Here is a 22,791-nt window from a genome sequence, read left to right as displayed (position 1 = left end):
ATCAAGATTCGGCCGCTCGCGCGGCGTACAGCCGATTGTACCCAATATCTGCAATGAGGTACAGGCGCGCGGCGGGGCGCGCCGGCGGGGTGCGGCGGGGCACGGGCCGACGGGGCGCAGCGCCCCCGCCCTCAAAAAACGCGCCCCGGCACCGCGGCTCTCGCGGTCCCGGGGCGCGCAAAGACTCGAGCGCGTGAGTACTGGGAGGATTACTCGTTGTCGCCCGCGGTCATCTGGGTAGCGGAGAGCGTGCCCTCGGAGTTGGCGGCGGCGTCGGGCCACACCCAGCTGGTGAAGTCGGGGTGGTCATAGCCCTCGTCGACGGCGAACTGGAAAGCCTCCTGGCGGAAGTCCTCCCACTTCTGGATCTGGTCGGCGTACTTCTGGGCGTCGACGAGGCGCAGGGCGTCGGCCGCGAGCGCCCAGCGGTCCATGTTGTTGAGGCGCAGCATGTCGAACGGCGTGGTCGTGGAGCCCTTCTCCTCGTAGCCGTGGACGCGGAAGTTGTCGTGGTTCGGACGGTCCCAAATCAGGCGACGGATGGTGCCCGCGTAGGCGTGGAAGGCAAAGAGGACCGGCTTGTTGTGGCCGAAGAACTCCTCGAAGCGCTCGTCGGAGATGGCCTGGTCGTTCTCGCTCACGTTCTGGATCTTGAGCAGGTCGACGACGTTGACGAAGGTGGCCTTGACGCCGAGCTTCTTGAGCATGTCGAGGGCGGCGAGGGCCTCAAGGGTCGGGACGTCGCCGCAGGTGGCGATCACGAGGTCGGCGTCATCGATGGAGTCGGCAGAGGAAGCCCACTTCCACTCGGCCAGGCCCTCGGCCAGCTCGGCCTTGGCATCGTCGACGGTGATGAAGGTCGGGGCCGGCTGCTTGCCGCAGAAGATGGCGTTCACGCAGTTGGTCGAGGTGTAGCACTTCTCGGCGACGGCGAGGGCCATGTTGGCGTCGCAGGGGTAGTAGGCGTTGACGACGTGGGTGTCGTTGGCCTTGTTGAGCAGCAGGTCGACGAAGCCCGGGTCCTGGTGAGAGAAGCCGTTGTGGTCCTGACGCCAGACGTGGCTGGAGAGCAGGATGTTGAGGCCGGCGATGGGCTTGCGCCAAGGGATCTCGCGCACGGTGGCCTCAAGCCACTTGCAGTGCTGGTTGACCATGGAGTCGACGACGTGGACGAAGGACTCGTAGGAGCTCCACACGCCGGTACGGCCGGTCAGGACATAGCCCTCGAGGAAGCCCTCGCACTGGTGCTCGGAAAGCTGCTCGACGACCTTACCGGACGGATAGAGCAGGTCATCGTTGTCGCCGTCGGCGTAGTAGCCGCCCTCCCACTGCTTGTTGGTGTACTTGTAGGCGTCCTGCAGACGGTTGGAAGCGGTCTCGTCCGGGCCGAAGATGCGGAAGTTGTCGTTCTTGGCGAGGACGTCGGCGGTATAGGCGCCGAAGACGCGGGCCGCCTCGGTGGCGCCCCAGCCGTGGCCCTTCTCGGCAACCGGCACCTCGTGGGCGTGGATGTCGGGGAGGTCGAGCTTCTGGAGGACCTTGCCGCCGTTGGCGTTGGGGTTGGCGCCGATGCGCAGGTCGCCCTTAGGCATGAACGCGGTGACCTCGGGACGAATCTGGCCCTCCGGGGTGAAGAGCTCCTCGGGCTTGTAGGAGCGCAGCCAGCTGCGGAGCACGCGGAAGTGCTCGTGGGTGTCCTTGGCGGAAGCCAGCGGCACCTGGTGGGCACGCCAAGAGCCCTCGGTCTTCTTGCCGTCGATGTGCTTGGGGCACGTCCAGCCCTTGGGGGTGCGGAAGATGATCATCGGGTAGACGGGGCGGGTCTCGTCGCCCTCCTCGGCGCAGGCCTTGATGTCGCAGATCTCGTCGAAGACCTCCTCGAGGAGATTGGCGAAGCGACGGTGGATGGAGGCGTGGGACTCGTTGTCGAAGCCGGCGACAAAGAAGTGCGGCTCATAGCCCATGCCCTCGAAGAACTCGGCGAGCTCGGTGTCGGAGATGCGGGCGAGGATCGTCGGGTTGGCGATCTTGTAGCCGTTGAGGTGCAGGATCGGCAGGACGATGCCGTCGGTCTTGGGGTTCACGAGCTTGTTGGACTGCCAGGAAGTGGCAAGCGGGCCGGTCTCGGACTCGCCGTCGCCCACTACGGCCACGGCCAGCAGGGAGGGGTTGTCCATGACGGCGCCGTAGGCGTGGGACAGGGTGTAGCCGAGCTCGCCGCCCTCGTGGATGGAGCCGGGGGTCTCGGGGGCGAAGTGGCTGGGGATGCCGCCGGGGTAGGAGAACTGGCGGAAGAACTTCTGGAGGCCGGCCTCGTCATCGGTGATGTCCGGACGGATCTCGCGGTAGGTGCCGTCGAGCAGGGACTGGGAGGTGCCGGCAGGTCCGCCGTGGCCGGGGCCCATGAGGAAGACGGCGTTCTGCTGGTGGTCGGCGATGAGGCGGTTGACGTGGCCAAAGAGGAAGTTCACGCCGGGGGTGGTGCCCCAGTGGCCGACGAGGCGGTGCTTGACGTCGGCGCGGCTGAAGTCGCGCTTCTCGCCGGTCTTCTCGTCGACGAAGTCCTTCTTCATCAGCGGGTTGGAGCGAAGGTAGATCTGGCCGACCGAGAGATAGTTCGCGGCGCGCCAGTACTTCTCGACGCCCTCGAGCTCCTCCTCGGGGACGGCGTGGTCGAGCTTCTGCCACGGGGTGCCAATAACGGGCTGTGCCATGCTTGATCCTCCTAAATCGTATTCCCCCGGAGCGGATTCCGGAGGTTTGTGAACTGTTTTGGAGTATAGAAGGGTAAAACGCTTTACTTTACGAGAATTTAAGAGTAATTCGTTTTACTCGCGCAATTGTTTAGTACATTGCAAGAAGTACCGGGGTTTCTTGCCCGCCTGGGCAAAAACTCGGATGCGCGGCCCTGGACGCGGAGCGAGGCGAGGGGCTAGAGCCAGCGGACGGAGTCCTTGACGACAACCTTCGGGCGCAGGATCTTTGTGACGGAGGCGGAGCGCTCGCGCGATTCGGCGTCCTCCTCCAGGCGCGCGAACATTAGCTTGAGCGCCGCGACGGCGAGCTCGCGCGAGTTCTGCTCGATGGAGGTAAGCGCCGGCTCAAAGAGCGTGTCGGCGGCGGAGTTGTCGTAGCTCACGACGGAGTAGTCGCGCGGTACGCGCAGGTCCTCGGCATAGAGAAGCTTGAGCAGGCCGAGCGCGATGTTGTCCGAGCTCGCGAATACCGCGGTGGCGTCCGATTTGAGCACGCCCTTCGCGGACTCGAAGGCGTCGTCGATGTAGTAGGCGCTGTGGAGCTCGAGCTCAGGATCTGGCTCGATGCCGTGCTCGCGAAGGGCACGCTCGTAGCCCGCCATGCGCGCGCGGCCGGTGTTCGACTCTTTGTTGATGAGCGCGGCGATGCGCTCGTGCCCGCGCCCGAGCAAATAAGAAGTGGCCAGGTAGCCGCCCTGCTCGTTGTTGAAGCCCACGCGGTCGCAGTCGAGCCCCTCGATAAAGCGGTCGACCATCACGTAGGGCACGGGCAGCTGCTCGAGGATCGACTTGAGCCCGGCCGAATAACGCAGCTCATCGGCGACGACGATAAAGAGGCCGTCGACCCCGCGGTTGACGAGCAGGCGCACGAGGTCTGCGTCGTTATGGGAGCTGTCGTCGGAGTTGGTGATGAGCAGCAGGTATCCCCTCTTGCGGCAGGCGACCTCGAGAGCGCGGGCAAGCGACGAGAAGAAGCGCGACTCGATGTTGGGGACGATGAGGCCGAGCGTCTGTGAGTGCTGCGTGACGAGGCTGCGCGCTATCTGGTTGGGGATGTAGCGCTTCTTGCGCGCGACCTCCTTGATGCGGGCGCGGCTCTCGGCGCTGATCTTGCACGGCCGGTCGTTGAGCACGAGGGAGACCGCGGTCGGGCTCAGGCCCACTTCCCTCGCTATGTCCTTGAGCGTGACCTTGGCCATGCTGTCCTTTCGTAAGCCGGGGACGTGCACCCCGGCTATTTTGTCACGCGAAGGCGTAGACGGTGCGGGAACGGAACGGACGGTCGGGCCCGAACACCGGCTGCGGGAAGTTCGGGTGGTGGATCGCGTCGGCAAAGAAGTTCGTCTCGAGCGCGACGGCGTCGTGGTCATGGTAGTCGACCCCGCCCTTGCCGCGAACCCCGTCGAGGTAGTTGCCGGTATAGACCTGCATGCCGGGCATGTCGGTCGTCACCGTCATGCGGATCTTCGACTCGTCGCCCACGAGCTCTGCCGCGCGGCGGCCGGCGCCGATGAAGCTGCCCTCCCCCGCCTCGGCCTCGGGCAGGACGAAGTTGTGGTCGATGCCGCGGGCGTTCACGATGGAGTGCGCGGGACTCGCAACGACGTCGGCGAGCTTCTTTCCGTCGTGGAGGTCGAGCGGGGTGCCGTCGATGGGCAGGATCCGCCCGGTCGAGACGAGCGCGTCGTCGGTCTCGGTGTACGAGTCGGCGTCGACGGTCAGGCGGTGCCCGAGCACGGTGCGGCCGTCGCAGCCGTTGAGGTTCCAGTAGCTGTGGTTGGTCATGTTGACGAGCGTCGTCGCGTCGGGCGTGCCGTCATACGTGATGACCAGCTCGTTATTGGCCGTGAGCTCATAGGTAAGGTGCATCTGGATCGCGCCGGGGAAACCCTGGTCGCCGTCGGGAGAGTCGAGGACGAGCTCGACCAGGCCGCCGTCGGCCCCCTGCTCCGCGCGCGCGACTGACCAGAAGCGCTTGCACCAGAAGTCGCGCCCGCTGTGGTTGCAGTTCTTGCCCTCGTTTGCGGTGAGCTCGTAGGTTTTTCCCGCGAGCTGGAAAGAAGCGCCGCCGATACGGTTGACCACACGGCCGACCGAAGCGCCGAGCCACGCGTCGTCGGCCGCGTAGCCTGCAGCGTCGTCGTAGCCGAGCACCACGTCGATGACCTCGCCGGCAGCAGACGGCACCTTCACGGACACTACGCGCGCGCCAAAGTCCGCAACAGCGACCTGCATGCCCGCGGCGTTACAAAGCTCATAGAGAAAAGCCGGCCTCCCGCCGACATTTCCGAAGGAAACAGGCTCAACCTGCATTGTTGCCCCTCTCGACCATTTGCAGCTGACTCGGCATCAAAAAAGGGACGGGGAATCGCGTCCCGCGCTTGCGTTTGGGACATAATCCCCCGTCCCTTTTGTCCCAACTAGTGAGCGGCGGCCTGGCCGTAGTAGGCGTTCGGGCCGTGCTTGCGCAGGTAGTGTTTGTCCTGCAGGTACTGGGGCGCCGGGCCGCAGTGAGGGGAGAGGATCTCGGTGTCGCGCGCCATCTTGCAGCACTCGTCGAGGACGACGGCGTGGTAGACGGCCTGCGCGGCATCCTTGCCCCAGGTGAAGGGACCGTGGTTGCGCACGAGGACGGCAGGAACGGCGACGGGGTCGATGCCGCGCTCCTCGAAGCCGGCGACGATGACCTTGCCGGTGTTGAGCTCGTAGGCCTCCTCGATCTCCTCCTCGGTCAGGCCGCGCATGCAGGGCACGGGGCCGTAGAAGTAGTCGGCGTGCGTGGTGCCGTAGGCGGGAAGGTCGCGGCCGGCCTGGGCCCAGGCGACGGCGGCCGCGGAGTGCGTGTGGACGCAGCCGCGGATGCCCTTATCGGCCCAGTTCCTGTAGATCCATGCGTGCGTGAGGGTGTCGGAGGAGGGGTTCATCTCGCCCTCGACGCGCTTGCCCTCCAGGTCGCAGACGACCATGTTCTCGGGCGAGAGCTTGTCGTAGTCGACACCGGACGGCTTAATGACGAACAGCCCCGTCTCAGGGTCGAACTCGGAGGCGTTGCCCCAGGTAAAGACGACCAGCCCGTGCTTGGGCAGGTCCATGTTCGCCTCGTAGACCTTCTCGCGTAGTTCCTTGAGCATCATTGCTTTGTGCTCCTTTCGCACATGTTTTTATCTGCGAACTGAATGATTTGAACGTTTGACCAGCGCAATCCATTCAGTTCGCCATACGCGATGATTCTAGACCAATTGCGCCTCGGCAGCCTTCTCGGCCTCGTTGACCTTCTTGAAGGAGGCGAGGAAGGCGCGGTAGCCCTCGACGTCGGCCGGGTCGGGCTCGATCGTGGTGCCCTCCATGCCGGCAAAGACCTTGTTGTCGAGGAAGTCCGCGAGGGTCTCGCCCTCGGCCTTGGTCGCCATGTAGGAGGCGGCGACGGCCTGGCCCCAGGCGCCGCCCTCCCCCGCCGTCGCCATGACGGTCACGGGCGCCTCGAGCGCGGCGGCCAGCAGGCTTTGGGCCACCTTCGGGGTCTTGAAGATGCCGCCGTGGCCGTAGAGCTTGTCGATCTTCACGTCCTCGGCGCGCAGGGCCTCGTTGCCCGCGGCCAGGGCGCCGAAGGCAGCCATGATGTTCATGCGCATGAAGTTGGCGATGGAGAAGTTCGCGTTCTGCTTGCGGACGACCATCGGGAAGCCGGTCTGGACACCCATGACCGTCTCGCCGCTGATGAAGGGGATCGAGACGAGGCCGCCGGCGTCTTTGTCGCCGGTGAGGGCGGCGTTGAAGAGCTTGGTGTAGATGTCGCCCTTCTTGACGGGGACGCCCATGGTTTCGGCGAAGTCGGCGAGCAGGTCGACCCAGTCGTTGATGTCGGAGGTGCAGTTGTTGCAGTGGACCATGGCCACCGGGTCGCCGACCGGGGTCGTGACGAGGTCGATCTCCTCGGCGGTGGCGTCCTTGAGCGCGTGCTCGAGCACAATCATCGAGAACACCGAGGTGCCGGCACTGACGTTGCCCGTGCGCTGGGCGATGGAGTTCGTGGCGATCATGCCGGTGCCGGCATCGCCCTCCGGCGGGCACAGCGGGCATCCGGCCTCGAGGTCGCCCGAGGGGTCGAGCAGGCGCGCGCCCTCCTCGGTGAGGTGCCCGGCAACCTCGCCGGCCACGAGCACCTTCGGCAGCAGGTCCTCGACCTTCCAGGCCACGCCCTTGCTGGCCACGAGCTCGTCGAACTGGTCGATCTTCGCGGCGTCGTAGTCGCGGGTCTCGGAGTCGATGGGGAACATGCCCGACGCGTCGCCGATCGAGAGGACCTTCTGGCCCGTGAGGCGCCAGTGCACGAAGCCCGCGAGCGTCGTGAAGAAGTCGATCTGCGGCACGTGCTCCTCTTTGTTGAGGATGGCCTGGTAGATGTGGCTGACGCTCCAGCGCTCGGGCGTGTGGAAGGCAAAGAGGCGCGAGAGCTCGTGGGCGGCCTCGGTGGTCGTGGTGTTGCGCCAGGTGCGGAACGGCACGAGGAGCTTGCCGGCGGCGTCGAACGGCAGGTAGCCGTGCATCATGGCGCTGATGCCGAGGGCGCCGACCTTGTGCAGGGTGACGCCGTACTTGGCCTCGACGTCGGCCTTGAGGGAAGCGTAGCAGGTCTTGAGGCCGTCGAAGATCTCGGCCTCGCTGTAGGTCCAGTAGCCGTCGACGAGCGAGTTCTCCCAGTCGAAGGTGCCGATGGCGATGGGCTCGTTGTCGGCGTCGTCGAGGACGGCCTTCACGCGGGTCGAGCCGTACTCGATGCCCAAGGAGGTGCGGCCAGCCTCGATATCGGCGACGATCTGCTCTTTGGTCTTGCTCATAGGTGGACTCCTCTATTCGTGACGAAAAGGGACAGTCCCTTTTCGTCATCAATCGTTTTATGACGAAAAGGGACTGTCCCTTTTCGTCAAAACGGCCGCGCCTCTCGGGCGAGAGACGCGGCCGGAATAACTCACGTGCGGGACGACCGCGCAGCTGGGTTATGCGACGTTTACTTGTAGTAAACCTCGCCGAGCTTGAGGTCGCGCTTGAAGTCGCGGAGGTTGGTGTTCGCGTCGATGACGACGGACTCGATGCCCATGGCGTCGGCCCAGTCGATCATCTGGTCGGCGGTAAGGTCGTAGGAGACCGCGGTGTGGTGCGCGCCGCCGGCGTAGATCCAAGCCTCGGTGCCGACCTTGAGATTCGGGCGCGGGGTCCAGAACATGGTGCCGGTCGGGAGCTTCGGCATGGGCTTCTCGACCTTCTTGCAGTCGACGTCCTGGATGATCAGGCGGAAGCGGTTGCCAAGGTCGATGAGGGAGGTGGCGATGGCGGGGCCGGTCTTTGCGGTGAAGATCAGGCGCGCCGGGTCCTCACGGTCGCCCATGGAAAGCGGAGTGGCGCGAATCTTGATCTCGCCGTCGGCCATCGAAGGATCGACCTCAGACATGTGGGACTCGAGGATGCCGTCCTTGCCCGGGACGAGGTTGTAGGTGTAGTCCTCCATGAGCGCGGAGCCCTTGGCGTTCGGGTCGTTGGCGGTCATGACCTTCATGAGGCGCACCATGCCCGGGGTCTTCCAGTCGCCCTCGGGGCCGAAGCCGAAGCCCTTCTGCATGAGGCGCTGGATGGAGAGGGACGGGAGCTGCTTCAGGGCGCCGAGGTCACCGAAGTGGTCGGAGAAGGCGTTGTAGTTGTGCTCCACGAGGAAGCGCTCGATGCCGATCTCCTGGGCAGCCTGGACCTCGACGTGACGACGGAACTCCTCCGGGTCGCGGCCGTCGAGCACGAGGCCGTAGGTCTCGTAGTACTCGTCGGTGAGCTCCTTGACCTCAGCAGCGGTCACGGACTCGACGTAGGGGGTGAGGTCATTGATCGGCCACGCGTCGACGGTCCAGCCGAGCTTGACCTGGGCCTCGATCTTGTCGCCATCGGTGACGGCGACATTGCGCATGGTGTCGGCGAAGCGGGCGATGCGGATGTTGCGGGACTCGTTGATACCCACGGCGACGCGCTGCCACTGGCCGAGCTCGGTGAGGGCGACGGGATCCTTCCAGTAACCAAAGACGACCTTGTGGTTCCAGCGCATGCGGGCAAAGATGTGCCCGAGCTCGCGCTCACCGTGAGCGGCCTGGTTCTCGTTCATGAAGTCCATGTCGATGGTGTCGTACGGGATCTCCTCGTTGTACTGCGTCGCGAACTGGCACAGCGGCTTGCGGAGGTCCTGCAGGCCCAGAATGTAGTTCTTGGAGGGGCTGAAGGTGTGGGCCCAGGTGATGATACCGGCGCAGTCGGGGTCGTTGTTGGCCTCGTTGAAGACCTGCTGGATCATCGAAGCGGTGAGGAGGTTGGGCTTGAGCTCGACCTCGAACGGGATCTCTTTAGAGGCGTTGAGGTAGTTGACGACCTCCTCGGCGTGCTCGTGCACGTGCTGGAGGCACTCGTCGCCGTACAGGTCCTGGGTGCAGGGGCAGAAATAGAACTTGTACTTCTTGATCTCGAGCATGTTCGTTCCTTTCGGACGCATATGCGGTGCAAGCGTTTTGGGCGGCAGAGCCGCCATAAGGGGACCTCCCAGATGGCCCCGCCCCCAAGGGAAGAGGTGGGTAAGGGGCGAGGCCAAAGGGAGGGTGGAGCCGAAAGCTACTTGATGACCTGGTTCGAGCTGCGGTCGGAGAACAGGGCGACCATGCAGACGAAGATGATGCCGAGGGCCAGCTGCTGCATCTCGGTGGTGAGGCCGAGCATGACAAGGCCCTTCTGGAGCACGAGGTAGGACGCGACGCCGATGACGACGTTGGAGAAGCGGGCGCGGGCGCCGCCGTTGATCGGCATGCCGCCGAGAACCATGGCGATGAGGAGCTGAGTCTCGAGCATGTTGCCGGAGGTGGCGGTGACGGAACCGATCTTGACGGCGTTGATGAACGCCGCGAAGCCGGTGATGCAGCCGGCGGCCACGTAGACCAAGATCTTGGTCTTCTGGACCTTGATGCCGGCGAAGCGGGCGCCCTTCTCGTTGGCGCCGATGGCCTTGAGGTTGTGACCGAGGCAGGTGAAGCGGGTGATCACGAAGGTGATAACGAGAACCGCGATGGTGATGCCCATGAGCAGGGGCATGTTGTTGAAGCCGGTGATGTAGCCGGCGGCCTGGACGGGCTTCTCGGTGGTGAGGAAGGCGCAGACGCCGCGGAGCAGGAACATCATGCACATCGTGACCACGAAGGACTGGATCTGGCCCTTAACGTGGAAGAGCGCGTTGATAAGGCCGATCACGGCGCCCGTCGCGATGCCGCCAAGGATGGCGAGCACCAGGTTGTACTGGGAAAGGGCGCAGACCACGGCGCAGGAGACGCCGAGCATGGAGCCCTGCGAGAAGTCCAGGCACCCCATCGCCATAATCATCCAGACGCCGCATGCCGCGATCATGAGCATGTAGCCGCCGGAGAGGATCAAGGTGATGTTCTTCGGGGTGAGGATCGAGCCGCCGGTCGCGATGGCGAAGAACGCCAGGATCACCACGAAACCGATGAGCGGGAGGAAGTCCTTAACGGACGAGAGGTCGAAGCTCTTCTTGGCCTCGGCAGCGCCCTTCTTGGGATCGAGCGCCGCATCGTTGGTAGTTGCCATCTGATTCGCCTCCTAGACCATCTTGGAGATGAGGTCTTTGTCGGACAGCTCGGGGCTGCGCTCGAGCTCGCCGTTGATTTTTCCGTCTTTCATGATGTAGATGCGGTCGCACATACCGATCAGCTCCATGATCTCCTCGGAGATGATCATGATGGCCTTGCCCTCGGCGCGCATGTCCTCGAGCAGGTTGTAGATGGCGGCCTTGACCTTGATGTCGATGCCGCGGGTCGGCGAGTCGAGGATCAGGATGTCGGACTTCTTGCCCAGCCAGCGGGCGAGGACGACCTTCTGCTTGTTGCCGCCGGAGAGCGCCGAGACATACTGCTTGACGTTGACCATCTTGGTCTGCATCTGGGTCGCGTAGAGCTCGGCGAACTCGCGGAGCTTCTTGTCCGAGAGGAACGTGCCCATGTCGCGCATCGAGGGGATGGTGATGTTGTCCTCGATGGTGTCCTGGATGAGCAGCGACTCGTTGTCGCGGTCCTTGGACGTATAGGCGATGGAGTTGTTGATGGCGGTGTTGATGTCGTTGACGTGCACGCCGTTGGCCAAAACAACGTCACCGGTGCGGTCGTAGGACGCGCCGAAGATGGCCTTGCCGACCTCGTGCATGCCGCACTCGGAAAGGCCGCCGATGCCCAGGATCTCGCCGTAGTGCAGGTCGAACGAGAGGTCGGAAATCTGGCCAGGGACGCTCACGTGCTGGACGGAGACGGCGACCTCGCCGGCCTTCTGGGTCTTGTAGTCCGGGTAGTCCTGACGGTAGTAGTGGCCGCCGAGCTCACGGCCGACCATGAGGACCTTGAGCTTGTCCTCGTCGACCTCGGACTTCTCGACGGTGGTGATGTAGTCGCCGTCGCGCAGGATGGAGACGCGGTCGCTCATCTCGAGGACCTCGGCCATGTCGTGCGAGATGAAGATCACGCAGTGACCCTTGGCGCGGACGTCGCGCATGACCTCGAAGAGCTTCTTGCGGCCGCCCTCGCCGAGCGCCGTGGTGGTCTCGTCGACGACGAGAATCTTCGGGTCGAACCAGGTGGACTTGACGATCTCGACGAGCTTGCGGTCCTCGAAGTCGTAGTTGTCGATGGGCTGGGTCGCCTTGATGTAGCCGAGGCCGTAAGAGTCGAGAAGCTCCTGGGCCTTCTTGTTCATGGCGCTGGTGTTCTTGAGGCCGTTCTTGATGAACTGGTCCTCGTCGCCCAAGAACATGTTCTCGGCGACGGTGAGGCCGGACAGGGTGCCGATCTCCTGGACGACGATGGCGATACCGTGGTGGTTCGCGTCGACCTGGTTTTTGGGCGCGACCTGCTCGCCGTCGAGGGTGAAGGTGCCGGAGCCGATGGGCAGGATGCCCGTCAGCATGTTGGTGAAGGTGGACTTGCCGGAGCCGTTCTCGCCGATAAGGGCGTGGATCTCACCCTCGTAGAAGTCGAGGGACACCTCCTTGACGGCGTGGGTCGGGCCGAACTTCTTGTCGATCTTCTCCGCGTGGAGCAGCAGTTTCTGTTCACTCATGGTGTGTATCCCTCCTTACTTGACGACAGCGCCCTTGATGCGCTTGGTGGTGACGAAGACGATGCCGAGCAGGGTGGCGCCGGTGACGATGTTGTTGACCGTGACGGGCATGCCGAGCGCGACGAAGCCGGCGAACATCATGGCGATGATGAACTCGCCGATGACGATGGACGCGACGGGGTGGCCGTACTTCTTGAAGGCCAGGCCAAAGAAGGTGCCCATGAGCGGCTTGAAGTTGAGCGACTGGGAGAGCATGCCGGTCATCGGAGTCTGGGCGGTGCCGTAGCCGATGTAGAGGACGGCCATGATGCCGACGAACATGGAGCAGAGCACGAAGGCGAAGAACTTGTACTTGTCGACGTTCACGCCCATGTTCTTCGCGACGGCCTCGTTGGCGCCGATGGCGTTGACGTAGGTGCCGAGCTTGGTGTACTTGAGGATGAAGGAGCAGAGCGCGAACGCGAGGAGCGCCAGGATGAGGTTCCAGGGGTACGCGCCGAACATCTTGTATTGATCGGCGAGGCGGGTACCGGCCCACGCGGAGGCGAAGACCGAGAAGGCCTCGTAAATCAAGGACAGGCCGACCGTGACGATCAGCGAGGGAATACGCAGCTTAATATAGGCGAGACCGTTGGCGGCACCGAGGATAGCGCCGCACAGGATCGGGGCGACGACGAGGCCCACAACGCCGAGCATCTGCGAGAAGCCGATGGACAGCAGGCACGCCAGAACAAGAATAGAGCCGATGGAGAAGTCCCACAGGCCCATGACGACGATGAAGTAGAGGCCGCAGCCACCTACCGCGTAGATCAGGCCGGTCTGCAGATAGGTCAGCATCTGATCGGACGCACCGAAGGTGCCCGGGCACAGGAGCTTGAAAACGACCCATACCGCGACCGTGATGATGAGGAGCAGGCCAACGCCATACCACTGGCTCTGCTTAGCCTTCTTTAGGAGTTCCATTCACGATCCTTCCCTTTATTTCCCACACACGTGCTTTTACTTACAAATAGTTAAGGGCGGGCCCTAGGGACAGGGCCCGCCCCCAGCTAACTGAGTGATGCGAGCGCAATCGCCTTGCGACTAGGCGTGGCGGCTCTTGACGTCCTCGATGGACAGGGACTCGGCGGCGGTGCACAGGGCGTCGAAGTCCTTGGTGGCGAGGTCCTTCATCTCGTCGTCAGTGTAAGGAGCTTCGTCGACGAAGTACTTCTCGTAGTCCTGGTACTCCTTAACGGAGGAAACGAAGACGTAGGGGAACTTGATCTCCTTGCCGAAGTCGCCGGACTTGGGCATGAAGGAGTCGGCGCCCTTGCAGGCGGCGTAGACCATAAGGAAGGAGTAGAGCGGGTCGCAGAAGTGGCCGCCGGACTCGCAGTACATGCCGCCGGTAGCTAGCTGATCCTTGAGGTCATCCAGGAAGTCGGTGGAGGCGACGCGGATCTTGCCGGTGAGGTTCATGTTCTTGAGCTGGCCCACGGAGCCGACCAGCGGGTCGCCGCCGCCGCCGGCGACGATCAGGGCGTCCATGGTGTTGTCGGTGTTGTAGAACTGCTGGGTGACGTTGGCGCCCTCGGAGGAGGAGGTGTTGGCGTAGACCGGGTCGGAGAGGGTGGCCTGGTCGCTCGGGTTGGCGGCGTTCCACTTCTCGATGCCGGACTTGTAGCCCTTCCAGCGCTCCTGGAAGGTGGCGTCGCCGACGGTCCAGCCCTCGAGCTTGATGTTGCGGGCGCCCTTCTGGATGCCCTCGTAGGCGTCGGAGTTGTCGGCGGTCAGCAGCTCAACGAGCTTCTCGCCGTTGCCGACCTCGTCCTCGTGGACGGCGCCGACGTAGTACTGGGAGTTCTCGGCGAGCGAGTAGACGTCGGGCGAGTTCTCCTTAGAGATCATGCGGTAGAACTGAGCCAGATAGACCTGGTTGTCGTTGCAGGTGTTGATGGCGGCGGTCATCTCGGAGTCGGCGGAGTTGCAGACGACGATGCCGTTGCAGCCGGCGGCACAGAGGGTCTCGATGGAGGCAGTGACCTGCTCGGAGACGTGGCCCTGGTCGACCGTGGTGATCTCGACGCCGAGGATGTCGGCGGCCTTCTTGATGATGTCGACGGAGAGCTTGCCGAGGGCGTCGGTGGAGGACCAGATCGAGACGCCGATCTTGATCTTCTCGCCGTCGGAGCTGCCGCCGTCGGAGCTGGAGCTGCCGCCGTCGCCGGAGCAGCCCGCGAGACCGGCGAGGCCCGCGACGCCGCCGGTCAGGCCGGCGTACTTGAGGAAGTTCCTCCTCGAAAGATTACCCATAGTGCTTCCTTCCCTTCATCTTGCTTCCCTCGCTTGCACCCGATGTGCAAGCTCACTGAAAACAATGTGTAAACAGCGAAACCGACTGTTTACTACATCCAAGGTTATGAGCAGGGCTGCTCGCGCCCTGCTGTTTGTGGGATCCGGGTGCCAGCGAGGGTTCTGCAGGCTCGTTATCCCCATTCGCCGAGCAAAGATGCCGCTCGGCGAAAACCGCCTTGTTCCTGCGAAAACTTTCGTGCAAGGCGGGTCGTGCCGTCGTTCTGGACTTTGTCTGTTCTGGACTTTGTCTGACCTATTTCTAATCCCTTACAGAACGCTTGCGACCATCCACTGCGGTAAACGGTATCGAATGTCTCGTAAACGGTCTGTTTATATGTTTGTTTATATCCAAATGCCTGTTAAGTGGGTTTCTTTGTTTAGTAGTGTTTAGATTGAATGCCTAGTTAAACGGTTTAAGGGCCGAATTGCATGGTTGTAACCAGTTGAACCGTTGGATGTAAACAGTTTTTTAAACAGCGCGGGGCAGCGGGGCGGCGCGGCTTCCGCCCACACGGGCCTCAGCCGCGAGTGTTCGCCGCACGCCCCCGCACGCGGGGCAGAAGGCGCCGGGCGGGCAGGGCTTCTTTCCGCCCGACCGGTTGCCGCTAAGTTACCGCGGCCGGCGCGACACGTCCCTCGGGCTCGCGCACCTTATACTTGTCGTACGTCAACTCACGATCCGCAAAGGGGCACGCAGTGGACATCACACCGCAGGAAGTGGCCGAGACCCTCAGCATGGTTTCCGAGCAGAACCTCGACCTCCGCACCATCACCATGGGCATCAGCCTGGCCGGATGCGCCGACGAGGACATGACCCGCATGTGCGACAAGGTCTACGACAAGATCACCACCACGGCCGAGAACCTCGTCCAGACCGCCGACGACCTGCAGAGCGAGTACGGCATCCCCATCGCGAACAAGCGCGTGAGCGTGACGCCCGTCGCCCAGATCGCCGCCGGCTGCCCGGACGAGGACCTCTCGCCCATCGCGCACGCCATGGACCGCGCGGCCGAGACCCTCGGCATCGACTTCATGGGCGGCTTCAGCGCCCTCGTCCAGAAGGGCATCGGTGCCACCGATCGCAAGCTCATCAACTCCGTGCCCGAGGCGCTGGCCACAACCGACCGCGTGTGCTCGTCGCTCAACATCGCCTCGACCCGCGCCGGCATAAACATGGACGCCGTGCTTCTTTCCGCGCAGACCATCCAGGAGTGCGCGCGCCGCACGGTCGACATCGACTGCTACGGCGCCGCCAAGTTCGTGGTCTTCGCGAACATGGTCGAGGACTCGCCGTTCATGGCGGGCGCCGTCCATGGCTCCGGCGAGGCCGACGCCGTCATCAACGTGGGCGTCAGCGGCCCCGGTGTCATGGCGGCCGCCCTCTCGGAGCTTCCCGACGACGCGAACCTCATGCAGGTCGCCGAGCAGATAAAGAAGACCGCCTTCAAGATCACCCGCGCCGGCGAGCTCATGAGCCGCGAGGCCTCGCGCCGCCTCGGCGTCGAGAAGGGCATCGTCGACCTCAGCCTCGCGCCGACACCCGCGGCCGGCGACTCCGTGGCCAAGATCCTCGAGATCATCGGCGTGGGCCAGTGCGGCGGCCCCGGCACGACGGCCGCGCTCGCCCTTCTTAACGACTGCGTGAAGAAGGGCGGCGTCATGGCGTCGTCCTCGGTGGGCGGGCTCTCCGGCGCGTTCATCCCCGTGTCCGAGGACGCCGGCATGATCCAGGCCGCCGTCGACGGCGCGCTCTCCATCGAGAAGCTCGAGGCCATGACCTGCGTGTGCTCCGTGGGCCTCGACATGATCGCCATCCCCGGCGACACCTCGGTCGAGGCCATCGCCGGCATCATCGCCGACGAGATGGCCATCGGCGTGATCAACACCAAGACCACCGCCGTGCGCCTGATCCCCGCCATCGGCAAGTCCGAGGGCGAGATGCTCGAGTTCGGCGGGCTCTTCGGCTCGGCGCCGATCATGCCGGTGAACACCCACGCGGGCAACGTCTTCGCCCACCGCGGCGGCCGCTTCCCCGCGCCGCTGAACTCGCTGAAGAACTAGGGCGGCGAGCTGGGGGCGGGGTTCTTGCCGCTTCGTAAGCAACATCCAGAGGTTAGGGTGCTTCCGCGGAAGCACCCTAACCTTTTGAATTCAGGGCATTTTTCGCAAAACCCCAGTTGGCAAGAAGTCTATGCCCCTCTTGCCAGCACTTAGGGTACTTCTACAGAAGTACCCTAAGTCTGCGGTTGGAAAGAAGGGCTTCTCGCCAACTGGGGTTTTGTCGCCTAGAAGCCTATGTTTAAGGAAATAGGGTACTTCCGTAGAAGTACCCTAAGATCGCGGTTGAAGAAGCGACCAACCCTGAAGGAACGGCAGGTTGGCGGGCAGCAGACCCGCGACTGCCAAGGGTGTCCCAGAAAGCTGCACGCAATGGCTGTCACCCAGTGATGGCGGGGATCACGGCCGGGGGACGCAGGCCATGGCCGCCAAGGGTGTCCCCAAAAGCTGCACGCAATGACTGTCACCCAGTGATGGGTGGCACCCGGTGATGGCGGCGGGAGGCACGGCCCGTCGCCGGCTTGGCGCGGCTGCGCCCCGCCTAGCCCAGGAAGCGGACCTCGGGCTCGAGGCGAACGCCGGAGGTGCGCTCGACCTCGTCCTGGACGTGCTCGATCACGGCGTGGACGTCGGCCGCGGTGGCGCCGCCGACGTTGACGACGAAGCCGGCGTGCTTCTTGCTGACCGCGGCGCCGCCGGACTGGTAGCCCTTGAGGCCCGCGTCGGTGATGAGCTTGCCCGCGAAGTAGCCCTCGGGGCGCTTGAAGGTGGAGCCGGCGGAGGGCAGCTCGAGGGGCTGCTTCTCTTCCCGCTGGTGAGTGAGGTCGTCCATGGTCGCGCGGATCTTCTCGGGGTCGCCGCGGTCGAGGTCGAAGGTGGCCGAGAGCACGACCCAGCCCTCGTCGGCGATGCGGCTCTGACGGTATCCGAGCGCGAGGTCCTCCACGGCGACGTCGTCGAGCGAGCCATCGGGCAGCAGCACGCGGACCTCCTTGAGCACGTCGGCCATGCAGCCGCCGTACGCGCCCGCGTTCATGAAGCACGCGCCGCCGACCGAGCCCGGGATGCCGCAGGCGAACTCGAGGCCGGAAAGCCCCAGCTCGCAGGCCATTTCGGAAGCCTCGCGCAAGCCCACGCCCGCCTGGCAGCACATCTGGTCGCCCTCGACCGAGACGCCCATGAGCCCGTCGGCCACGGCGACGATCACGCCGCGGTAGCCCTCGTCGGACACGAGCAGGTCCGAGCCGCAGCCCAAAACGAAATAGTCCGCGCCCGCGTCCTTGCACGCAGTGATGACGTCGCGTACCTCGTCGAAGTCCTCGGGAATGACGTAGAAGTCTGCAGGACCGCCTATCTCGAACGTCGTGTGCTCGCTCATCGGCTCGTCTACCAGCAGGTTGTCTTCGCCGACAATGGCGCGGAGCCTCCATTCGAGGGGACTGTCGCTCTCGGACATCTCTTCCTTTCTTTTGGACATCAGAAGTCGCGCGCGGGCGCGCAATGGCGCGAGTATAGCAGTACAGCGGGGCGATTTTGCGTTCACGGCCATTCCCTTACAGTTTGCCGACCGAGCGGCATTCCCTTACGCCCGCGTGATATAGTCTTCCGCGTCAGTTTCAGGGCGGGGTGAGATTCCCCACTGGCGGTAACGGGAGCGACGGCAAGAAGCCCGGCGCGAGGCCCGAAGTCCGCGACCCGCGAAAATGCGGTGGACCTGGTGAGAATCCAGGACCAACGGTCAAAGTCCGGATGGAAGAAACGGAGGCCAATCATGGCTACTTCCACGCACGCTAAGCACGACACGCACTCCACCACCGCCGGCTCCGGCTGGTCGACGCGACGGATCGCGGTGACGGCGCTATTCTGCGCGCTCTCGCTCATCACGAGCTTCATCGAGATCCCCATCTTCCCGCCGGCGCCGTGGCTCGAGTACGACCCGTCCTGCGTCGTCGCGCTGGTTGCCGGGCTCGCGTTCGGGCCCGCCACGGGCACCATCGTGGTCGTGCTCTCGTGGCTCGTGCACCTCGTGTTCCAGTTCAGCCCGTGGGGCGTCCTCATGGCCATCGCCGCGAACGTATCGCTGGTCGTCCCCTGCTCGCTGATCGCGCGCAAGGTCTCCGGCAGGCGCGGGCTGGCCTGCGGCATGGGCGTGGGCGCCGCGGTGTCGCTGGTCGTGTGCATCGTCATGAACCTCTTTGTCACGCCGCTCTACACCGCCGTGACCATGGAGGCCGTCGTCGCGATGATCCTGCCGATCCTGCTTCCCTTCAACCTGCTCAAGCTCGTGCTCAACTGCGCGCTGACCGCGCTGGTGCAGGGCCCCGTCTCCAAGGCGCTGGCGGAGTAGGCGCGCATGGCCGCTGCGAGCAATTCGCATATTGATTCGCAGGGAGGCGCCGTCGTGCGCCTCTCGCACGTTACGCTGCGCTACGGAGACGCATGCGCGCTCGACGACGTGAGCCTCGAGGTGCCGCGCGGCCAGCGGGTGTGCGTGCTCGGGGCCAACGGCAGCGGCAAGTCCACGCTCGCCTCCGTGATCTGCGGGCTCCTCGCCCCGGACGAGGGGGACGTCGAGCTCGTAGGCGAGGCCGTGTGCGCGGGCGGCGAGCCCGACCTCGAGGCCTACCGGCGCGCGCGGCGCGGGCTGGGGCTCGTGTTCCAGAACCCGGACGACCAGATCGTCACGAGCGTGGTGGCAGACGATGTGGCCTTCGGGCCCGAGAACCTCGGCCTTCCGCGCGATGAGATCCGCCGGCGCGTGGAGCGCGAGCTCAAGCGCGTGGCGCTCACCGACTATGCGCGCGCCGACCCGTCGCGGATGAGCGGCGGGCAGCGGCAGCGCGTGTGCATCGCCGGCGCGCTGGCCATGGAGCCGCAGGTGCTCGTGCTCGACGAGCCTTCTTCCCTGCTGGACGTGCGCGGCCGTGAGGCGATCCTGCGCGTGATGAGCCGCCTTACCGCCGCCGGGACCACGCTCGTGCACGTGACGCACTTCATGGACGAGGCCCTGCAGGCCGACCGCGCGATCGTCATGCGGGCCGGGCGCGTCGTGCTCGACGGGGCGCCGCGGGAGGTCTTCTGCTCGAAAAACGCCGAGCTCATCGACGAGCTCGGGCTCGAGATGCCCTTCGAGCTGCGGCTCGAGCGGGCAAGAAGGGCGCTGACCGCAGGCGGCGGCGCGGCGAAGACCGCAGGTGCCGCGGGCCCCGTTGCCGCGGGCCGCGGCGTCGCCGGGCGGGGCGCGGGCGACGCCCGCTCGAACGCCGCCGCGACCGCGGAGGCCCCCGCCCAAGCGTCCGCGACCGCCCCGCTCTGCTCGCTCGACGGCGTCGGCTACGCATACACCCCGCGCAGCCATGCGCTGGAGGGGGCTTCTTTCCAGGTGCGCGAGGGAGAGTGCTGCGCGATCGTGGGGCAGACCGGCTCGGGCAAGTCCACGCTGCTGCGGCTGCTCTGCGGTCTCGAGGCGCCGGACGCCGGCACCGTCGAGGTCGCGGGCGCGACGACGGCGACCAAGCGCGGCCGCCGCGCCGTCCGGCACCAGGTCGGCTACGTGATGCAGCATCCCGAACGGCAGCTCTTTGCCCAGACCGTGGAGCAGGACGTCACGTTCGGCCCGCGCAACATGGGCCTTCCCGCCGCCGAGGTCGCCCGGCGCGTGGACCATGCCCTCGACCTGGTCGGCCTCGGCGCAAAGAAGGGCTTCTCGCCTTTCGAGCTCTCCGGCGGGCAGAAGCGGCTCGCCGCCATCGCGGGCGTGCTCGCCATGGAGCCGCGGCTGCTCGTGCTCGACGAGCCGACGGCCGGGCTCGACCCGCGCGGGCGCACCCGGCTGCGGGAGCTCGTCGCCGACCTGCGGGCGCACGGGGTCACGATCATGCAGGTCACGCACTCGATGGAAGACGCCGCCCGCGCGGACCACGTGGTCGTGCTCGACCAGTCGCACGTGATCGCCGATGGAACTCCCACCGAGGTGTTCAGCCGCGCGAACGCGGGGAAGCTCCATGCCTGCGGGCTCGGGCTGCCGCGACCGCTCTCGTACGCGCGCGAGCTGGAGGACGCCGGGGCGCCCGCGCTCGGCGACCCGCTGACCATCGAGGAGCTCGCGGCGGCGCTGGGGCCGCTGGCGGGCGCGGGGGACGCAGCAAGCGCGGCGGGCGACGATCCCCGCGACGACGGCCCGCGCAACGGCGGCCCCCGCAGCAACGTCCCCGAGGAGGTGGGCGCGTAATGGCCTTCAAGCTCGAGGTCGGCCAGTACTATGAGGCCGACTCCCCCATCCACGCGCTCGACGCGCGCGTCAAGTTCTGCTGCGCCTTCGTCTGCATGATCGTGCTGTTCTGCGCCGGGACGCCCGCGCAGCTGGCCATCGGCGCGGCCTTCACGGTCGCCGTCGTGGCGGCGAGCCGCGTGCCCGTGGGGCGTGTGGCCGCCTCGGTCGAGCCGCTCGTGTTCTTCCTCGGGTTCCTCTCGCTGTTCAACCTGATCTTCGTCCAGACGGGAAACGAGCTGCTGGTCGCAGGCCCCGTGCGCATCACCGATGGCGGCGTGTGGGCGGCTGTGCTCTACACCGTGCGCTTCGGGCTCGCCCTCATGCTCGGGTCTCTTATCCTGCTGACCACGACGCCGACCGAGCTCTCCGACGCCTTCGACGCCATGCTCGGCCCGCTCGCGCGACTGGGCCTTCCCGCCCACGAGATCGCGATGGTCTTCAGCCTCATGCTGCGCTTCGTCCCCACGCTCGCCGACGAGGCGTCGGCAATCCTCGACGCGCAGGCCATGCGCGGCGGCGGCTTCGACGAGGGTGGGCCGGTGCGGCGTGTCCGCGCGATCGTCCCCGTGATCGTCGCGCTTCTTGCCAGCGGGCTGCGCCACGCAGACGGGCTCAGCCGCGCGCTCGACGCCCGCTGCTACGAGGGCGGGGAAGGCCGCACGCACCTGCGCGAGCCGCGCCTCGCCGCGCGCGACGCCGTCGCCGTCGCCGTGTGCGCGGCCTTCATCGCAGCGCTCGTCTTCGCAGGGTAGGCGGGCGGGCCCAAGGCGAGCTCGGGGCGGCAAGCCGCCGCGCCGGGAACAGCCGTCCCCAAGCGCCCGCCCCACGGTACGCCCCCGGCTTTGAGCCAAACCGCAAGGCTGGTTCCCAAACAAAAAGTATGCCCTGAGCTGCTGTTTCTTTGGTGGGCAGCCGGTTTTCTGCCGTAGAATAGTGAAGTTACCGGCAAACCCCGTCACGGAGGTTCACCCTTATGGTTTCTCGCGTTTACGTAGAGAAGAAGCCCGGATTCGACGGCGAGGCCAAGGCGCTCGAGCGCGAGCTGCGCACGCTCCTCGGCATCGACGGCATCACCAACCTGCGCATCGTCAACCGCTACGACGTCGAGGGCATCGACGAGGAGCTCTTCGCGTCCTGCGTGCCCACGGTATTCTCGGAGCCTCAGGCGGACAACGCCTCCGCGCAGATGCCCGCCGTCGCCGACGGCGCCGCGGTCTTCGCGGTCGAGTTCCTCCCCGGCCAGTTCGACCAGCGCGCCGACTCCGCGAGCGAGTGCATCCAGCTCATCAGCCAGGGCGAGCGCCCCACTGTGCGCTCCGCCAAGGTCTACGTGCTCGAGGGCGAGCTTTCGCCCGCCGACGTGGACGCCGTGAAGCACTACGTCATCAACCCGGTCGAGGCGCGCGAGGCCTCGCTCGAGCCCAAGCAGACCCTCAAGGCCAACGTCCCCGAGCCCGAACCGGTCGAGGTCCTCGACGGCTTCCTCGAGCTTTCGGAGGCGGAGCTCCAGGCCTTCATCGACGAGCGCGGCCTGGCCATGGACCTCGCCGACATCAAGTTCTGCCAGGAGTACTTCGCCGGCGAGGGTCGCGTCCCCACGATCACCGAGATAAAGATGATCGACACCTACTGGTCGGACCACTGCCGCCACACCACCTTCGGCACGCGCCTGCACCACATCCTCACCGGCGACCCGCGCGTCAAGGACGCCTTCGCCCGCTACGAGCAGATGCGCCGCGAGCTCGGCCGCGAGCAGAAGCCCATCTGCCTCATGGACATGGGCACCATCGGCGCCAAGTACCTTAAGGCCAAGGGCATCCTCAAGAACCTTGACGAGTCCGAGGAGATCAACGCCTGCACCGTCAAGTGCAAGGTCGACGTCGACGGCCACGACGAGGACTGGCTGTACCTCTTTAAGAACGAGACCCACAACCACCCGACCGAGATCGAGCCCTTCGGCGGCGCGGCCACCTGCATCGGCGGCGCTATCCGCGACCCGCTCTCGGGCCGCAGCTACGTCTACCAAGCCATGCGCGTCACGGGCGCCGCGGATCCGACCGTCCCCGTCTCGGAGACGCTCGAGGGCAAGCTACCGCAGCGCAAGCTCGTAACCACCGCCGCGGCCGGCTACTCCAGCTACGGCAACCAGATCGGCCTGGCCACCGGCCAGGTCAGCGAGCTCTACCACCCCGGCTACGTGGCCAAGCGCATGGAGATCGGCGC

15 protein-coding genes, 1 pseudogene and 1 riboswitch are annotated in these 22,791 nt (G+C 65.4%); of the genes and pseudogenes, 5 read left to right on the top strand and 11 right to left on the bottom strand.

The annotated features are described in order from the left end of the window. Positions 1 to 209: 209 nt before the first annotated feature. The 10 genes from ACT84W_RS02310 to ACT84W_RS02265 all read right to left on the bottom strand — a co-directional run bounded on the left by ACT84W_RS02310 (position 210) and on the right by ACT84W_RS02265 (position 14,195). Positions 210 to 2,714, bottom strand: coding sequence for a phosphoketolase (locus ACT84W_RS02310; RefSeq protein WP_444328067.1), 2,505 nt, complete (start codon positions 2,712 to 2,714; stop codon positions 210 to 212). Between the two features lie 218 nt (positions 2,715 to 2,932). Further along, positions 2,933 to 3,955 carry a LacI family DNA-binding transcriptional regulator gene (locus ACT84W_RS02305; protein WP_444328066.1) on the bottom strand — a complete coding sequence of 341 codons (1,023 nt, stop codon included), beginning with the start codon at positions 3,953 to 3,955 and terminating at the stop codon, positions 2,933 to 2,935. A 43-nt stretch (positions 3,956 to 3,998) separates the two neighbouring features. Further along, positions 3,999 to 5,069, bottom strand: coding sequence for an aldose epimerase family protein (locus tag ACT84W_RS02300; protein ID WP_444328065.1), 1,071 nt, complete (start codon positions 5,067 to 5,069; stop codon positions 3,999 to 4,001). A 107-nt stretch (positions 5,070 to 5,176) separates the two neighbouring features. Then, entirely contained in the window at positions 5,177 to 5,890 is a 714-nt protein-coding gene (locus tag ACT84W_RS02295; protein ID WP_444328064.1) for an L-ribulose-5-phosphate 4-epimerase, read from the bottom strand. A 96-nt stretch (positions 5,891 to 5,986) separates the two neighbouring features. Next, on the bottom strand, positions 5,987 to 7,594 hold the full coding sequence (locus ACT84W_RS02290; protein WP_444328063.1) for a xylulokinase: 1,608 nt from the start codon (positions 7,592 to 7,594) through the stop codon (positions 5,987 to 5,989). A gap of 170 nt (positions 7,595 to 7,764) precedes the next feature. Then, positions 7,765 to 9,261 carry an L-arabinose isomerase gene (gene araA / locus ACT84W_RS02285; protein WP_418827346.1) on the bottom strand — a complete coding sequence of 499 codons (1,497 nt, stop codon included), beginning with the start codon at positions 9,259 to 9,261 and terminating at the stop codon, positions 7,765 to 7,767. Between the two features lie 137 nt (positions 9,262 to 9,398). Continuing rightward, the gene (locus ACT84W_RS02280; RefSeq protein ID WP_444328062.1) at positions 9,399 to 10,382 is read right to left on the bottom strand and encodes an ABC transporter permease; all 984 of its coding nucleotides are present in this window, start codon (positions 10,380 to 10,382) and stop codon (positions 9,399 to 9,401) included. Positions 10,383 to 10,394: 12 nt separating this feature from the next. Continuing rightward, positions 10,395 to 11,900, bottom strand: coding sequence for a sugar ABC transporter ATP-binding protein (locus ACT84W_RS02275; protein WP_432291057.1), 1,506 nt, complete (start codon positions 11,898 to 11,900; stop codon positions 10,395 to 10,397). A 15-nt stretch (positions 11,901 to 11,915) separates the two neighbouring features. Further along, a complete protein-coding gene (locus ACT84W_RS02270; protein WP_417576136.1) occupies positions 11,916 to 12,863 on the bottom strand; it encodes an ABC transporter permease in 948 nt (315 codons plus the stop codon). Between the two features lie 120 nt (positions 12,864 to 12,983). Then, on the bottom strand, positions 12,984 to 14,195 hold the full coding sequence (locus ACT84W_RS02265) for a twin-arginine translocation signal domain-containing protein (protein WP_432291058.1): 1,212 nt from the start codon (positions 14,193 to 14,195) through the stop codon (positions 12,984 to 12,986). A gap of 738 nt (positions 14,196 to 14,933) precedes the next feature. Between ACT84W_RS02265 and ACT84W_RS02260 the strand changes: the two genes are divergently transcribed. Continuing rightward, a complete protein-coding gene (locus ACT84W_RS02260) occupies positions 14,934 to 16,298 on the top strand; it encodes a PFL family protein (RefSeq protein ID WP_444328061.1) in 1,365 nt (454 codons plus the stop codon). Positions 16,299 to 16,836: 538 nt separating this feature from the next. Here the strand turns inward: ACT84W_RS02260 and murB are convergent. Beyond that, the gene (gene murB / locus ACT84W_RS02255; protein WP_417576133.1) at positions 16,837 to 17,751 is read right to left on the bottom strand and encodes a UDP-N-acetylmuramate dehydrogenase; all 915 of its coding nucleotides are present in this window, start codon (positions 17,749 to 17,751) and stop codon (positions 16,837 to 16,839) included. A gap of 152 nt (positions 17,752 to 17,903) precedes the next feature. Continuing rightward, positions 17,904 to 18,060, top strand: a riboswitch (FMN riboswitch). A gap of 6 nt (positions 18,061 to 18,066) precedes the next feature. Between murB and ACT84W_RS02250 the strand changes: the two genes are divergently transcribed. From ACT84W_RS02250 to ACT84W_RS02235, 4 genes and pseudogenes are all read left to right on the top strand, one after another. After that, on the top strand, positions 18,067 to 18,642 hold the full coding sequence (locus ACT84W_RS02250) for an ECF transporter S component (protein WP_444328060.1): 576 nt from the start codon (positions 18,067 to 18,069) through the stop codon (positions 18,640 to 18,642). Between the two features lie 6 nt (positions 18,643 to 18,648). Further along, positions 18,649 to 20,526 carry an ABC transporter ATP-binding protein gene (locus ACT84W_RS02245; RefSeq protein WP_444328059.1) on the top strand — a complete coding sequence of 626 codons (1,878 nt, stop codon included), beginning with the start codon at positions 18,649 to 18,651 and terminating at the stop codon, positions 20,524 to 20,526. Beyond that, positions 20,526 to 21,320 carry an energy-coupling factor transporter transmembrane component T family protein gene (locus ACT84W_RS02240; protein ID WP_432291062.1) on the top strand — a complete coding sequence of 265 codons (795 nt, stop codon included), beginning with the start codon at positions 20,526 to 20,528 and terminating at the stop codon, positions 21,318 to 21,320. Before ACT84W_RS02245 ends, ACT84W_RS02240 begins: the two co-directional genes overlap by 1 nt. Before the next feature lie 221 nt (positions 21,321 to 21,541). After that, positions 21,542 to 22,791 (top strand): annotated as a pseudogene (locus ACT84W_RS02235) (phosphoribosylformylglycinamidine synthase); the annotation flags it as partial.

Origin of the sequence: Paratractidigestivibacter sp., assembly GCF_052362415.1 — a bacterium.
Classification (GTDB): domain Bacteria; phylum Actinomycetota; class Coriobacteriia; order Coriobacteriales; family Atopobiaceae; genus Paratractidigestivibacter.
This window is presented reverse-complemented; position numbering and strand designations above follow the sequence as displayed.

Coding starts and splice junctions, on each gene's coding strand:
- ACT84W_RS02310 (WP_444328067.1), bottom strand. CDS start 2,714: ATGGCACAGCCCGTTATTGGCACCCCGTGGCAGAAGCTCGACCACGCC.
- ACT84W_RS02305 (WP_444328066.1), bottom strand. CDS start 3,955: ATGGCCAAGGTCACGCTCAAGGACATAGCGAGGGAAGTGGGCCTGAGC.
- ACT84W_RS02300 (WP_444328065.1), bottom strand. CDS start 5,069: ATGCAGGTTGAGCCTGTTTCCTTCGGAAATGTCGGCGGGAGGCCGGCT.
- ACT84W_RS02295 (WP_444328064.1), bottom strand. CDS start 5,890: ATGATGCTCAAGGAACTACGCGAGAAGGTCTACGAGGCGAACATGGAC.
- ACT84W_RS02290 (WP_444328063.1), bottom strand. CDS start 7,594: ATGAGCAAGACCAAAGAGCAGATCGTCGCCGATATCGAGGCTGGCCGC.
- araA (WP_418827346.1), bottom strand. CDS start 9,261: ATGCTCGAGATCAAGAAGTACAAGTTCTATTTCTGCCCCTGCACCCAG.
- ACT84W_RS02280 (WP_444328062.1), bottom strand. CDS start 10,382: ATGGCAACTACCAACGATGCGGCGCTCGATCCCAAGAAGGGCGCTGCC.
- ACT84W_RS02275 (WP_432291057.1), bottom strand. CDS start 11,900: ATGAGTGAACAGAAACTGCTGCTCCACGCGGAGAAGATCGACAAGAAG.
- ACT84W_RS02270 (WP_417576136.1), bottom strand. CDS start 12,863: ATGGAACTCCTAAAGAAGGCTAAGCAGAGCCAGTGGTATGGCGTTGGC.
- ACT84W_RS02265 (WP_432291058.1), bottom strand. CDS start 14,195: ATGGGTAATCTTTCGAGGAGGAACTTCCTCAAGTACGCCGGCCTGACC.
- murB (WP_417576133.1), bottom strand. CDS start 17,751: ATGTCCGAGAGCGACAGTCCCCTCGAATGGAGGCTCCGCGCCATTGTC.
- ACT84W_RS02250 (WP_444328060.1), top strand. CDS start 18,067: ATGGCTACTTCCACGCACGCTAAGCACGACACGCACTCCACCACCGCC.
- ACT84W_RS02245 (WP_444328059.1), top strand. CDS start 18,649: ATGGCCGCTGCGAGCAATTCGCATATTGATTCGCAGGGAGGCGCCGTC.
- ACT84W_RS02240 (WP_432291062.1), top strand. CDS start 20,526: ATGGCCTTCAAGCTCGAGGTCGGCCAGTACTATGAGGCCGACTCCCCC.